A 13,502-nucleotide genomic window follows, 5' to 3' on the forward strand; every position below is an offset into this window, starting at 1 on the left:
ATTCGGATGGCGATTCAAATATGGTTTACCATATCCAAATGGTCAAGAGGGTCCGACGAAACTACGACAACACCTCCCGGGCCGGGCAGGCGGCTCTGACCCGCGCGAGGGTCCTGGAGGCCGCCCGGAGGCTCTTCGCCGAGCGGGGACTGGACCGGGTGACCCTTGAAGCGGTCGCCGCCGAGGCGCAGGTGTCGCCCGCCACCATCTACGCGCAATTCAAGTCGAAGGCGGGGCTGCTGGGAGCCTTGATGGAGGCGTCCATGTTCAATGACCGATATCGGGCCTTGGCGGAGAAGGCGGATTCCGCAGGGGACCCGGTGGACGTGATGCGGGTGACCGCCTCCATCGCACGCACCATCTACGACGGTGAAAAAGAGCAGCTCGGCCTCGTCCGCGGGGCCGCGGCCTTTTCCCCTGAACTCCGGGCTGTCGAGCAGCGTTTCGAACAACTCCGGTACGACCTCCAGGCGGCCCGGGTGCGGCGGGTCCTGGAGGAAGGCTTCGCCAGGCCCGGCCTGGGCCTGGATCAGGCCCGGGACATCATGTGGATGGTCACGGGAAGGGACCTGTACCGCATGCTGGTCGTGGAGCGGGCCTGGACTTCGGATGCCTACGAACAGTGGCTTTTCGAGACCCTCAGGCGGACCTTGCTTTCCGGGCAAACGGGTCCGGACTAGCCCAGCTCGGCCAGGGTCAGGCGGATGCCCTCCTCCAGCTCCGTCATGGGCTTCGCGTAGCCCGCGGCACGCAGGCTGGTCAGGTCGGCCTGGGTGAAGCTCTGGTACTTCCCGGCCAGTTCCTGGGGGAAGGGGATGTAGTCGACGCGGCCCTTGCCCAGGTGGGCGATGAGGGCCTGGGCGATGGCGTTGAAGCTCCTCGCCTTGCCGGTGCCGGCGTTGAAGATGCCCTGGGCCACGGGGCCCTGGGCGAAGTGGAGGCCGATGTCGACGATGTCCCCCACGAACACGAAGTCCCGCACCTGCTCGCCGTCGCCGTAGCCGCCGGTGCCGGTGAAGAGGCGGCAGGCGCCCTCCTCGCGCAGCTGCCGGAGGAGCTGGTGGAGCACGGACATCATGCGGCCCTTGTGGTCCTCCCGGGGGCCGTAGACGTTGAAGTAGCGAAGGCCCACCACCGTGCTCCGCACCTGGGGCAGAAGGTGGCGGACGTGCTGGTCGAACAGGAGCTTCGAGTAGCCGTAGACGTTGAGGGGGCGCTCGTTGGCGGGGTCCGGGACGAAGGCGGGGCCGGGGCCGTAGGTGGCGGCGCTGGAGGCGTACACGAAGGGGATGGCCTTGGAGAGGGCGTAGTTCAGGAGGGCCTTGGAGTCCCCGAAGTTGTTCTCGAGCATGTAGCGGCCGTCGCCGCCCATGGTGTCGGAGCAGGCGCCGTTGTGGAGGATGGCGTCGGCCTGGAGGTCGAAGGTGCCGGCGTCGAGGCGGGACCGGAAGGCCCGCTTGTCCATGTAGTCCTGGATGACCAGGTCCGAGAGGTTCCGGAACTTCTCGGAGCGTTCGAGGTTGTCCACCACCAGGATATCGGTGCGGCCCCTCCGGTTGAGCTCCTTGACGACGTTGCTGCCGATGAACCCGGCGCCTCCGGTAACGATGATCACGGGGTCCTCCTTGTATGGATTATCGCTCAGCCGTCGCGTTCGGGGCTGGAATCCCCGAAGCGGGCCATCCAGGTGGGGCCGACCTCGGCCAGGATCATGGCGCCCAGGATGATGCCGCCTCCCGCCAGCTGGAGGGCCGAGAGGCGTTCCCGGATCCCGGGCACCCACCCGGTCATGGCCAGGAGGGCCGTGAACACGGGCTCCAGGGAGTAGAGGATGGCGGCCTCGGTGCTGCCCAGGTGGGCCTGGAGGGTGGACATGAGGTAGAACGCCAGGGCGGTGGCGAGGATGCCGAGGTAGGCCAGGGCCACCCATACGCCCGGGGCGGCCAGGGCCTTGCGGGCCGTCTGGAAACCGTGGGGCGCGGGAAGGAGGGACGTGATGGCGAGGGAGACCGCGGCGATGGTGGCCACCTGCATGAAGGCCAGCACCCAGCCGTTGGAGCGGCGGCTGAAGATGCCGGTGAGGGCGATATGGAATCCGCAGCCCACGGCGCACACCAGGGTCAGGGAGTCCCCGCGGTTCCAGCCGCCGAAGCTTACGCCCGGGGTGTGCACCAGCAGGAACAGGCCGACGGTGGCCACCAGGGCGCCCAGGCCGTGGGCGACCTTGAGGCGGTGCCCCAGGAGCACGCTGGCCATGGGGGTGAAGAGCACGTAGAGGCCGGTGATGAAGCCGGACTTGGTGGTCGTGGTGGTCTCGAGGCCGCTGGCCTGGAGCCAGAAGATGGCGGTGAGAAGGAGGCCCAGCCACAGGCCGTCGGTCACCGAGCGCCGCTCCAGGGGCACCTTGAGGGCCAGGAGGAGGATCCCCAGGCAGGTGGTGCCGATGAGGAAGCGCAGGCTGAGCATGGCCCCCACGCTCAGGCCGGCCTGGAGGGCGTACTTCATGCCGGCGAAGCTCGCGCCCCACACCACGGCGATCAGGAGCGTCCCCACCACGGCGGACGTGTGTTTCAGACCTCTGGAATCCGGCACGGCGTCAGCGCAGGGAGGCGGCGACGCGGATTTCCACTTCCGGCTGGTCGGGGCTGTCGGTGGTCACGAGGATTTTTTCGCTGTACATGCCGGCCTTGGCATTGGCGGACAGGACCACCTGCAGGTCGTGGCGGCTGGCGGCGCCCTTGCCGCCACCCTCGACCCTGAGCACCGGGTTCGTGGTGCGGGCGGAGAGGATGCGGAAGGGCTTGCCGTCCACCTGCTTGAGGACGACCTTGGAGCGCTGCTCCTTGCCGGCGGGCTCGACCCAGGCCACGCGCCCGGGCTCGGCCACCACGGAGGCGCGCAGCTCCCACTGGACGGTCACGTTGATGACGGCGGCCCGGGGATTGTCGGTCTTCACCACCACCGCGTCGGTGCCCGACTGGCGGGAGGCGGGGATCTTCGTGCCTTCCAGGAGGATGTCCACCCAGGCGTCGTTGCCTTCGGGGCGCACGGAGCAGCTGAGGTAGGGGGCGCCCGGGGACCTGGCGTCGGTGACGTGCACCGGCTTGCCGTTGCCGGAGACGAGCCGCACGGACACCTTGCGGGGGGAGGTCCTCTGGACGTCCTGCAGGAAGACCGCCTCGCTGGAGGGCATGATCTCCCGGAGAACCTCGGCCTCGAACGTGAGGTCCACGGTGGGGTTGGCGGGGTCGTTGGAGACCACCTGGATGGACTTGTGCACCGGGCCCCGGAAACCCACGGGGTTGAACGTGGCCTCGACCTCGGTGCTCTGGCCCGGGTTGAGGGTCCACTGGCCGATGACGGTGGAGGTGCAGCCGCAGGAAGGATTGAGCCGGCTGATGTTGAGTGCGGCGTTGCCCTTGTTGGAGACCTTGAAGCGGTGCACGGCCTTGGCGTCCCCGTACAGCTTGCCGAAGTCGAAGTGGGGCTGGTCCACGGAAATGGATGGGGCCTGGGCCAGGCACAGGGCCGGGACCATCAGGCTCAAAAGGAAGGGACGCATAAGCAACCTCGGGCGGACTGACCCATTCTAAGCTGAAACCAGGTCCATGAGCGTCCTCCAGGCCCGCTCGGGGGTAATGCCGGCCAGGCAGGGGTGCCCTTCCACCGCGCACACGGGCTTGAAACAGGGGGCGCAGGGGATGCCGTCCAGGCGGATGCCGGCGGTCTTCGGGCCCCAGGGCGTGCTGCCTCCGGGGTCCGTGGCTCCGTAGAGGGCCAGGGTCGGGGTGGAGCAGGCGGCGGCCAGATGGCTCAGGCCCGAGTCGTTGCCCAGGGCGGCCCGGGCGCCCCGGAGCCAGGCGGCGGCCTGGACCAGGGACGTGCGGCCGCAGAGGTTGTGGGTGGCGTCCTGGGCGACGAAGTCGCACACGTCGCGCTCGTCGGGGGTGCCCAGGACGGCCACGGCGAACCCATCCAGGCGGGCCAGGCGGGCCAGGTCACGGAAGTGCTCCCGTGGCCAGGCCTTGGAGGGCCAGGTGGAGCCGGGCATGAGGCAGATGTAGGGCTCGGCGGGCAGTTCCACGGTGACGGCCGGGGCGTAGTCCGCGAAGGGCATGGGGGGCAGGTCCGGCCAGCGCCGGGCCAGCACGGCGTGGTAGCGCTCCAGGAAGGGGCCCTGGGCGTCCCAGAAGGGGCCGCTGTGGGTGTTGAAGATCCCTGCGAGGCTCTCGTCCACGCCGATGCGCTCGGGCACGCGGGCGATCCAGGCCGCCAGGGCGGGGCGCAGGGATTTGGGGAAGTGGATGCTCCTGGCGGCCCGGTGTTCCCGGAGGAGGGCGGCCATGGCGAAGGGGCCGGGCTTGCCCCGGTCGGGCACCACGGCATCGGCCAGCTCGTGGCCCTCCACCAGGGAGACGGCGGGGTTGGGACCCCAGACCACGATGGGGCCTGCGCCGACGGTCCGAAGGACGCGGAGCACGGGGAGCTGCATGGCCGCGTCCCCCACGAACCGGGGGAAGCGCACCCAGGTGGCGCCCTGGGGGATCACGCGGGCCCCCGCAGGCGTTCCAGGTGGGGCAGCATGGAGGCGGGGTCCAGCCGGTCCATGCCGCCCTTCAGGTCGGCCTCGGGGCCGGGATACTGGACCACCTGGACCCGGCGCCCCAGGGGGGCCCAGCGGCTGGGGCCGCGGTTGGAGCTGAGGCCCATGAGGGCGAGCACCGGCACATCCAGGGCCGCGGCCAGCTGGGTGGGACCGGTGGAGGGCCCCAGGAAGGCGTCGCAGGCCGCGATGCGGCCCAGGAGGCCCCGGAGGTCGGTCTTCCCCAGCTTCGAGTCCTCGGGCGGGGCGAGGATCACGGGGTGCCAGCCGGCGGCCTTCAGCACCGGCAGGGCCCGGGCCCACCAGGCTTCGGAGGGGTAGGCCGAGGAGCCCGAACTGCGGGTGGCGATGCCGAGCAGGGGCCGGGGCAGGGTGGCGAACTCGGCCAGGCCCAGGTCCCGCTCCTCCTGCCGGAGCCGGATCCGGGGCGGCGCCGGGAAGCCCCCCTCCCAGCCCCAGGGGCGGAGGAAGTCCAGGACGTTCTGGGCCTCGTGGCGGCCCGTGCCGTTGCGGCCCCTCCAGAGGACGTGGGTGGCGTCGAGGATCTGGCGGCCCCGGCTGCGGGCCACCCGCACCGGGACGCCGGCGGCCCTGGCCGCGGTGATGACGGCCACGTCCCGGTGGCCGAGGTTGAGGACGGCGTCGGGGGCGATCTCCCGCATGAGGGCGGCCAGGTCGGCGTCCGCCTCCCGGATGTGGACGCCCGGGAGGCCCTCCAGGAGCGGGGCCGCATAGGGGGACACCAGCCAGTGCACCTCGGCCTCCGGCATGCGCGAGAGGATGCGCTCCATCACGGGGAGCGAGATGACCACATCGCCGAGGGCGTCCGTCCTGCCGAGAAGAAAGCGCATGATTGGATGGTTCCTCATTCCCCAAGGCTGGTCAACGCTGAGATACTGGGCCCGAGCCTCCGCCCCCCGAAAAGCGAGCCCATGCGCCCTCCCATTTCCCCCAAAACCATCCTGCTGGTCGAGGATGAGGCCAGTTTCCGGGACGTCCTCCAGATGGGACTGGCCCCCCAGGGGTTCGAGACCGTCACCGCCGCGGGGCTGGCCGAGGCCCGGGCGGCCCTGGAGGCCCGCCCCTTCGACGCGGTGGTCTCGGACCTGCGGCTCAAGGACGGCAGCGGCATCGACCTGCTCACCTGGATGAAGGAGCGGGACCTGGACATCCCGGTGGTGATCATGACCGCCTTCGCCACCACCGAGACCACGGTGCGGGCCCTCAACCTGGGCGCGGTGGACTTCCTCACCAAGACCAAGAACGACATCCAGGAGCTGTCCAAGGTCCTGAAGGGGATCTTCTCGGTCTCGGTCTCCCCCGGGCCCGACGTGCGGGACATCGGGGACCTGGTGGGGGTGGGGCCCACCATCCGCAAGGTCCAGGCCCTCGTGGGCAAGATCGCCCGGGCCGACACCACCGTGCTGGTCACGGGGGAGAGCGGCACGGGCAAGGAGATCGTGGCCCGGCTCGTGCACCGCTACTCGGACCGGGCCAAGGGGCCCTTCGTGCCGGTGAACTGCGGGGCCCTTCCCGAGGCGCTGCTGGAATCCGAGCTCTTCGGCTACGAGAAGGGGGCCTTCACGGGAGCCAACCTCACCAAGCGGGGCCTGTTCGAGGAGGCGGAGGGGGGCGTCATCTTCCTGGACGAGATCGGCGAGATTCCGCTGCCCCTGCAGGTCAAGCTCCTGCGCGTCCTCCAGGAGCGGCGGATCCGGCGCGTGGGGGCCAACGAGGAGCGGGCGGTGGACGTCCGGGTCATCGGCGCCACGAACCGGGATCTGCGGGACCGGGCCGAGAAGGGGCTCTTCCGCCAGGACCTCTACTACCGCCTGAACATCCTCCACATCGAGCTGCCCCCGCTGCGGGAGCGCCAGGAGGACCTGCCGGTCCTGGTCGAGCACTTCCTGGCCAAGTTCTGCCGGAAGCTCAACAAGCCGACCATGGGGCTGGGGGAGGAGGCCATGGCGGTCCTGCGGGCCTGCCGGTTCCCGGGCAATGTGCGGGAGCTTGAGAATCTCATGGAACGGTGCGTCGCCCTGAACTCCGGGGGGCCCATCGGCGTGGACCTCTTCCCCGACGACCTGATGTCCCGCAACGCGGGCGGAGGCCCCATGGTGGCCGGGGCCCTGGACATTCCCCCGGGGGGGTTCGACCTGGAGGGCTACCTGGGCGCCCTGAAGGGGCACTTCATGCTCGGTGCCCTGGAGCGGGCGGAGGGCAACAAGACCAAGGCCGCCCGGCTCCTGGGCATGAGCTTCCGTGCCTACCGGTACTGGCTGCAGGAAATGGGAGGCAAGGGGACGCCCGCCCCGGCCTTCCCGGTACCCGAATCCTTCCCCCCCGCGGAGGCCGCGGAAGGCGACGCCAAGGGCGACATTCCCAATGATTTCTTGTAAAATCCTTGACCTGTGGCACACTGGGATGCTTGGACAAGGTCGTCCGGGTTACCCATACTTATCTCTACCCTGGACCTCCCTTCCCCGGAAAGAGACATGAAAAAGAACAAACAAGCTGGCTTCTCGCTGATGGAACTGCTGGTCGCCATGATGATCATGGCCGTCCTCGCCACCATCGGTATCCGGAAGTACCAGGAGTTCTCCGCCAATGCGCGCTACATCAAGGCCCACGACACCGTGAAGACGGTGTCCGAGGGGTTGGACTTCTACTACCTCAAGCATGGGAAGTATCCTGACTTCACAAGCTTCGAAGCGATGGTGGAACCCAACTCGGTGCTGGTGAAGGAGAACAACATTCCCGTGAACGTGGCTTCGACGGACCCCTGGGGCAACCCCTTCGAAGGGAAGTCCGGCAAGGGCGGCTACGAGCTGAAGTGCGCGGGCGACCCGGGCGGCTCCGCCGACCGGCCTCCCTTCACCGCCGAACCCGGCAAGAACACCGGCCCCTCCGGCGCAGCGCCCGCAGGTCCCGAGAAGGAACCCGCGAAATGATTGATCTTTCCCAGCTGCCCCCCGAGGGCGTGAGTGTGGACGGCGTGACCGGCGCCCTGGACCTGGGGGACGGCACGCGCCTGCGCGAAGCCACCTGGCAGGTGCGGGTGATGCCTTCGGACGCGGATTTCTTCCTCGAGGTCAAGGGCGAGGCCACCTGGGAAGGGGGCTGCTCCCGGTGCCTCGAACCCCTGGACCTGGGCATCGAGGTGGAGAGCCAGTTCCTGGGCAGCCGCGACAAGGAGCTCGCCGTGGGCGGGTCCCACGCGCTGGGCAGCCAGGACCTGGACGTGGTCTTCCTGCCCGAGCCGGTCCTGGACGAGGAGGCCCTCGCCCGCGAGCACTTCCTGCTCCACGCCCCCATGCATCCGCTCTGCCGGGAGGACTGCAAGGGCCTCTGCCCGCAGTGCGGCAAGAACTGGAACAAGGGTCCCTGCTCCTGCCACCCCGAGCTGGTGAAGGAACCGGGCGCCCTGGCCAAGGCCCTTTCGGGCCTGAAACTCAACCTGGAAGACGCCTGACCCGGCTTCCTCCCTTTTCCCAAACCGACCACTCTCCGAGGAGTCAACCATGCCGAATCCCAAGCGCCGCCATTCCCGCGCCCGCCGCGACCGCCGCCGCACCCACGATTCCCTCGACACCATGAGCTCGAGCACCTGCCCCAACTGCGGCGTGCCCAAGATGCCCCACCGTGTCTGCCCCTCCTGCGGCTTCTACCGCGGCAAACTGACCGTGCGTCCCGCCCAGACCGTCTGAGGCCAGGGTGGACGCTCCCGCCATCTACCGGATCGCCCTGGACGTGATGGGCGGGGACAACGCCCCCGTCGCCCTTCTCGAAGGGGCCCGGGCGGCGCTGAATGCGCATCCCGAACTCTTCCTCCACCTCGTGGGGGATGAGGACCGGCTGCGCCCCCTGCTGGGCCACTTCGGCCTCAAGGGGGACCTCTCGTCCCGGTTTGCCATCGTCCACGCCGCCAGCGTCGTGGACATGGACGACAAGGCGACGTCCATCCTGAAGGAGAAGAAGGACTCGAGCATCCGCGTCGCGGCTCAGCTCGTGCGGGAGGGCAAGGCGGACGGCGTGGTGTCCATGGGGCACACCGGCGCCGCCATGGTCGCGTCCAAGATGGTCCTGGGCACCCTCCCGGGGGTGGACCGGCCCTGCCTGGCGACCATCCTTCCCAACATGACAGGCCGTCCCACCGTCCTCCTGGACGTCGGGGCGAACATCGACTGCCGGCCGGAGCACATCGCCCAGTTCGCGGTCATGGGATCGGTCTACGCCGAGGAGGTGCTTGGCATCGCCCGGCCCCGCGTGGGCGTCCTGAGCGTGGGCGAGGAGGAGGGCAAGGGCTCCACCACCACCCGGGAGGCGGCCCAGGCCCTCAAGGACATGGACCTCAACTTCACCGGCAACGCCGAGGGGCGCGACATCTGGAACGGCAAGTTCGATGTCATCGCCTGCGACGGCTTCGTGGGCAACGCCCTCCTGAAGTCCGCCGAGGCCCTGGCCGAGGGGCTCATCCAGGGCATGAAGGGGGTCTTCAAGGAGAACCTCCTCACCAAGCTGGGCGCGCTGCTGACCATGAACGGCCTGAAGCGCTTCGCGGCCAGGCTGGACTACGCCGAGTACGGCGGCGCGCCGCTGCTGGGCGTGAAGGGCATCTCCATCATCGGCCACGGCCGTTCCAACTCCAAGGCCGTGCACAGCGCCATCCGCGCCGCGCTCATGGCCTGCGAGCACGGCGTGAACGACCACATCCAGGAGACCCTGGGACGGCTCATGTCCCAGGCTGGCACCCAAGAGACATCCTGAGGCAGGGGTCCCCCCCTGGACAGAACCGCGCTCCCGGATGTCGCCCGCATTCGGGAGCGCATTTTCCGCACGTCCGCACCGTTGGAGCCCCCATGAAATACAAGCGCATCCTCCTGAAGCTCTCCGGCGAGGCCCTCATGGGCGAACAGGGTCACGGCATCGACCCCGAGGTGGTGGCCATGATCGCCGACCAGGTGAAGACCATCCAGGGCCTGGGGGTGGAGGTGGGCCTGGTCATCGGCGGCGGCAACATCTTCCGGGGGGTGGCCGGTGCCACCAAGGGCATGGACCGGGTCACCGCCGACCACATGGGCATGCTCGCCACCATGATCAACGCCCTGGCCCTCCAGGACGCCCTGGAGCAGCACGGCGTGGAGACCCGGGTCATGTCGGGCATCGACGTGCCCAAGGTGGCCGAGAGCTACATCCGCCGCCGGGCCATGCGGCACATGGAGAAGGGCCGGGTCGTGATCTTCGGGGCCGGCACGGGCAACCCCTACTTCTCCACCGATACCGCAGCCGCCTTGCGGGCCAACGAGATCGACGCCGAGGTGGTGATGAAGGCCACCAACGTGGACGGCATCTACACCGCCGATCCCAAGAAGGACGCATCGGCCACCAAGTACGAGCACATCTCCTTCCAGGAGGTCCTGGAGAAGAACCTCAAGGTCATGGACGCCGCGGCCATCTCGCTGTGCCGGGACAACCACCTGCCCATCCTGGTGTTCAACATGAACGTGCCGGGGAACCTGCTGGCCGCGGTCAACGGGGACGTGGTGGGCACGCTCGTGGGGTAGCCATGGACCTCTTCGCCGGCCTTCCCGACACCTCCGTCCTCACCGGCGCCGACCTCACCGAGGGCTACCGGCGCGACGAGTCCCACGTGGTGGGGGACCCGCCCCTGGCGGTGGCCAGGCCCCGCAGCGCCGCGGCCCTGCGGGAGCTGGTGAGGCTGGCCAAGGCGGAAGGGTTCGCCCTGGTGCCCCGGGGCGCGGGGACGGGGAAGGCGGGGGGATGCGTGCCCCTGGGGCGCGCGGTCGTGGTGGACATGGGGGAATTCCCGGGGAGCATCCGGGTGTCGAGGCCGGACCTGGCGCTGTGGGCGCCGGCCAGCGCGATGCTCCGGGACGTGAAGGCCGCGGCCCTGGCCGAGGGCCTCTTCTACCCGCCGGATCCCAATTCCTGGGAGCAGTGCGCCTTTGGGGGCAGCCTCGCCACCAACGCGGGAGGGCCGGGGGCCTGCAAGTACGGCATGACCCGCCACTGGGTGCTGGCCGTCGACGCGCTCATGGAGGACGGGGAGGTGCACACCTTCGGGATCCCCAGCGTGAAGTGCAACGTGGGGCCCAGCCTGGGGCAGCTGCTGGTGGGCAGCGAGGGGATCTTCGGGATCATCACGGGGGCCGCGGTGCGCCTGGTGCCCGCCCCCCGGGAGCGGCTCACCCTGCTGCTGCCCATGGAGCGCTGGCACGAGCTGCTGGACCTGCCGGGGCGCCTGGTGGAGGCCGGGTACCTGCCGTCGGCCTTCGAGTTCTGGGACCCGGCGGTGCTGCGGGACCTGCGTGAGCACGGCCCCGAGGCCGCGCGCCGGATGCCGGGCGAGGCCCTGGCCCTGCTGGAGTTCGACGACCGGGACTGCGGGTCCGAGGCCTTCCTGGAGGGCCTGGTCGAGGCGCTGGGCGATCTGGCCGAGCACCTCCAGTCCGCCACGGACGCGCGCCAGCGGGAGGCCCTGTGGGCGGTTCGGCGCACCACCTCCTCCCACCTCAAGGAGCGGTTCCCGAAAAAGGTCAGCGAGGACATCGTGGTGCCCCGGAGCCGCATCCGGGAGTTCTTCGAGGCGCTGGAGGCCCTGGGGCTGCCCACGGTCACCTACGGCCACCTGGGCGACGGCAACCTGCACGTGAACCTCCTGGCCGCCGGCGAGACGCCGCGTCCCGAACTGGACCGCCAGCTCATGGAGCTGTTCGGCCTGTGCGTGCGGCTGGGGGGCACCCTCAGCGGCGAGCACGGCATCGGGCTCGCCAAGCGCGACGCGTTCCAGCACTTCGCCGATCCCTTCCAGATAGCGGCCCTGCGCTCGATCAAACGGGCCCTGGATCCCGTCGGCATCTTCAATCCCGGAAAGGTGGTCCTGCCATGACCCTCATCCTCGGCCACCGCGGCCTCTCCTCCACGCACCTGGAGAACTCCATGACGGCCTTCCGGGCCGCCCTGCAGGCCGGCATGGACGGCTTCGAGCTGGACGTGCAGCCCACCACCGACGGCGTGTGCTGCGTCCTGCACGACGACGACCTGGGGCGCACCGCCAAGGCCGGCGGCGTGCTCCGCAAGCTGCGCGCATCGGAGCTGCCGCCGCTGCGAAACGGCGAACCGGTGCCCCGCCTCTCGGACGTTCTTGAGCTGGATGCGAAGCTGGTGAACGTGGAGCTGAAGGGCGAACCGGGGTGGAAGCAGGCGCTGGCGGCGGTGGAGGCGGCCGAGGCTTTGGACCGGGTCCTCTTCAGCAGCTTCGAGCACAGCGAGGTGCTGCAGCTTTGGGCGGCCTGCCAGGAGGCCCGCTGTGGGTTCCTGTGGGAGACGGACGAGGCGGACGACCTGGACGCGGAGTCCCTGGACGATCTGCCGGAGAAGCTCACCTTCCATGTGCCGCTGGCGTCGGTGAGGAAGCGGCCGGAGTTCTGGAAGGCCTACGCGAAACGATTGGCGCTGTGGGGAATGAAGACCCCTGGCGAGGCCGCGGGGCTGGGGTTCGAGCCGGGCATCCTGATCACGGACGGGGTCTGAACAAGGATGGAATGGATTCAGGCTGAGAGGTTCCGCTGCAGGCGGCCCAGGGCCACGCCGCCCCAGAGCCAGGCTCCGGACACGGCCAGGGCGGCGCCGGCCAGGGGGAGGGAGACGGCGGCCATCAGGGTCGGGGTCCAGGTGCCCAGGAGATCGCCGGCGCGGTAGATGAAGGTGTCGATGAAGGGCTTGGCCTTGTACTTCTCTCCGGGGCCCAGGGGGATGTAGAGGATCTCCCGGGCGGGGCGGTCCACGGCGTAATGGAGGCCCCGGCGCAGCACCTGGAAGAGGGCCAGGGTGCCGAAGGTGGGCAGGGCCCACAGGGCGCCGAAGCCGACGAGGGTGAGGACGGGCATGATGCAGAGCACGACGCGCATGCCGGCGGCCTTGATGAGGCGGCTGGAGAGGAAGACCTGGGTGAAGAGGGTGAGGACGTTCACCCACACGTCCAGGCGGGCGAAGGCGGCGGTGCGGGCGGCGGAGCCGGTGAAGGCCCGGGCCACGATCTGGCCCTGCTGCATGTAGAGGAAGGTGGAGGTGATGGTATAGAGCAGGATGTAGAGGCCGATGAGGGCCAGGTAGGGGGAGCCGGCCAGGAGCCGCAGGCCCTGGAAGAGGCCCGGGCCCGGTTCCCGGGTGGATGGGGCGCCGGCGCCCATGCCGAACCGGGTGGCCAGGGTTCGTACGCACAGGATGGCCAGCTCCAGGCAGAGGATGGTGACCAGGAGCAGGGTGCCGGCATCCACCTTCAGGGTCGTGAGGGCCGCGGTGGCCGAGGCGCCGGCGATGGCCCCCAGGGTGCCGCCCATGGCGATGAAGCCGAAGAGGCGCTTGCCCTGGTCCTGGTCCAGCCCGTCGGTCATGAAGGCCCAGAATACGGACACGGCGAAGAGGTTGAACACGCTGAGCCAGATGTAGAAGGCGTAGCCCAGGCCGGCGCCGCCGTGGCCGGGCAGGAACCGGAACAGGACGTAGAACACGGCCAGCGTGGCGCCGCAGAACCGGTAGGCCATGGGAATGGACCGGCGCCGGGGGAAGCGCGAAACCAGGGCCGAGAAGGCGGGGTTGGCCAGGAACATGAAGGCCATGGTCCCGGTCATGAGCCAGGGCAGCTTGTCGGCGCCCCGGGCGATGCCGAAGGCCTCCCGCATGGGGCGCAGGAGGTAGTAGCCGAAGAGGAGGAGGAAGAAGTAGGCGGTGGAGAAGAAGAGGACCGCGCCCTCGCCGGGGCGTACCAGGACGAGGCGGGCCAGGATGCGCTGGGGGAGGGAGGGTGCCATGGGGCCTCGAAAGTCGGATTCGCTACTATATAGCTAAACGAGGTATAGTCTTGAACGTTTATTGA

The 13,502-nt window shown here is 69.5% G+C and carries 15 protein-coding genes; 9 read left to right on the forward strand and 6 right to left on the reverse strand.

Features of this window, described 5'->3' with window-relative positions:
- Positions 1-38 precede the first annotated feature (38 nt).
- Positions 39-680 (forward strand): TetR/AcrR family transcriptional regulator, encoded by a 642-nt coding sequence (locus tag ACZ5MC_RS00590; protein WP_464516831.1) that lies wholly within the window; start codon positions 39-41, stop codon positions 678-680.
- On the opposite strand, the gene rfaD is transcribed toward ACZ5MC_RS00590, so the two are convergent.
- Genes rfaD through ACZ5MC_RS00615 form a run of 5 tightly spaced genes read right to left on the reverse strand, consistent with a single transcriptional unit; the run spans position 677 to position 5,454 of the window.
- On the reverse strand, positions 677-1,615 hold the full coding sequence (gene rfaD / locus ACZ5MC_RS00595) for an ADP-glyceromanno-heptose 6-epimerase (RefSeq protein WP_306598314.1): 939 nt from the start codon (positions 1,613-1,615) through the stop codon (positions 677-679). The genes ACZ5MC_RS00590 and rfaD overlap by 4 nt on opposite strands.
- Positions 1,616-1,641: 26 nt before the next feature.
- Positions 1,642-2,556, reverse strand: coding sequence for a DMT family transporter (locus ACZ5MC_RS00600; protein WP_306598315.1), 915 nt, complete (start codon positions 2,554-2,556; stop codon positions 1,642-1,644).
- A gap of 40 nt (positions 2,557-2,596) precedes the next feature.
- Positions 2,597-3,562 carry a DUF1573 domain-containing protein gene (locus tag ACZ5MC_RS00605; RefSeq protein WP_464516832.1) on the reverse strand — a complete coding sequence of 322 codons (966 nt, stop codon included), beginning with the start codon at positions 3,560-3,562 and terminating at the stop codon, positions 2,597-2,599.
- Positions 3,563-3,589: 27 nt separating this feature from the next.
- On the reverse strand, positions 3,590-4,549 hold the full coding sequence (locus tag ACZ5MC_RS00610) for a glycosyltransferase family 9 protein (RefSeq protein WP_306598318.1): 960 nt from the start codon (positions 4,547-4,549) through the stop codon (positions 3,590-3,592).
- Complete coding sequence (locus ACZ5MC_RS00615; protein ID WP_464516833.1) at positions 4,546-5,454, reverse strand: glycosyltransferase family 9 protein; 909 nt, start codon at positions 5,452-5,454, stop codon at positions 4,546-4,548. Before ACZ5MC_RS00615 ends, ACZ5MC_RS00610 begins: the two co-directional genes overlap by 4 nt.
- An 81-nt stretch (positions 5,455-5,535) precedes the next feature.
- On the opposite strand from ACZ5MC_RS00615, the gene ACZ5MC_RS00620 reads away from it, so the two are divergent.
- The 8 genes from ACZ5MC_RS00620 to ACZ5MC_RS00655 all read left to right on the forward strand — a co-directional run bounded on the left by ACZ5MC_RS00620 (position 5,536) and on the right by ACZ5MC_RS00655 (position 12,157).
- On the forward strand, positions 5,536-7,002 hold the full coding sequence (locus tag ACZ5MC_RS00620) for a sigma-54-dependent transcriptional regulator (RefSeq protein WP_306598320.1): 1,467 nt from the start codon (positions 5,536-5,538) through the stop codon (positions 7,000-7,002).
- A gap of 96 nt (positions 7,003-7,098) precedes the next feature.
- Positions 7,099-7,554, forward strand: coding sequence for a type II secretion system protein (locus ACZ5MC_RS00625; RefSeq protein WP_306598321.1), 456 nt, complete (start codon positions 7,099-7,101; stop codon positions 7,552-7,554).
- On the forward strand, positions 7,551-8,075 hold the full coding sequence (locus tag ACZ5MC_RS00630) for a YceD family protein (protein ID WP_306598322.1): 525 nt from the start codon (positions 7,551-7,553) through the stop codon (positions 8,073-8,075). Before ACZ5MC_RS00625 ends, ACZ5MC_RS00630 begins: the two co-directional genes overlap by 4 nt.
- A 49-nt stretch (positions 8,076-8,124) precedes the next feature.
- The gene (gene rpmF, locus ACZ5MC_RS00635) at positions 8,125-8,310 is read left to right on the forward strand and encodes a 50S ribosomal protein L32 (RefSeq protein WP_306598323.1); all 186 of its coding nucleotides are present in this window, start codon (positions 8,125-8,127) and stop codon (positions 8,308-8,310) included.
- Between the two features lie 7 nt (positions 8,311-8,317).
- Positions 8,318-9,370: a phosphate acyltransferase PlsX gene (gene plsX, locus ACZ5MC_RS00640; protein ID WP_306598324.1), complete on the forward strand. Its 1,053-nt coding sequence runs from the start codon at positions 8,318-8,320 to the stop codon at positions 9,368-9,370.
- A 92-nt stretch (positions 9,371-9,462) separates the two neighbouring features.
- Positions 9,463-10,167 carry a UMP kinase gene (gene pyrH / locus ACZ5MC_RS00645; RefSeq protein ID WP_306598325.1) on the forward strand — a complete coding sequence of 235 codons (705 nt, stop codon included), beginning with the start codon at positions 9,463-9,465 and terminating at the stop codon, positions 10,165-10,167.
- 2 nt (positions 10,168-10,169) lie between these two features.
- Positions 10,170-11,513 carry an FAD-binding oxidoreductase gene (locus tag ACZ5MC_RS00650; RefSeq protein WP_464516834.1) on the forward strand — a complete coding sequence of 448 codons (1,344 nt, stop codon included), beginning with the start codon at positions 10,170-10,172 and terminating at the stop codon, positions 11,511-11,513.
- Positions 11,510-12,157: a glycerophosphodiester phosphodiesterase gene (locus ACZ5MC_RS00655; RefSeq protein ID WP_306598327.1), complete on the forward strand. Its 648-nt coding sequence runs from the start codon at positions 11,510-11,512 to the stop codon at positions 12,155-12,157. The genes ACZ5MC_RS00650 and ACZ5MC_RS00655 overlap by 4 nt, the downstream gene beginning before the upstream one ends.
- A 17-nt stretch (positions 12,158-12,174) precedes the next feature.
- Here the strand turns inward: ACZ5MC_RS00655 and ACZ5MC_RS00660 are convergent, their stop codons facing one another.
- Positions 12,175-13,437, reverse strand: a complete 1,263-nt coding sequence (locus ACZ5MC_RS00660; RefSeq protein ID WP_306598328.1) for an NTP/NDP exchange transporter — start codon at positions 13,435-13,437, stop codon at positions 12,175-12,177.
- Positions 13,438-13,502 lie beyond the last annotated feature (65 nt).

It is taken from the genome of Mesoterricola sp. JemC181, assembly GCF_055384585.1.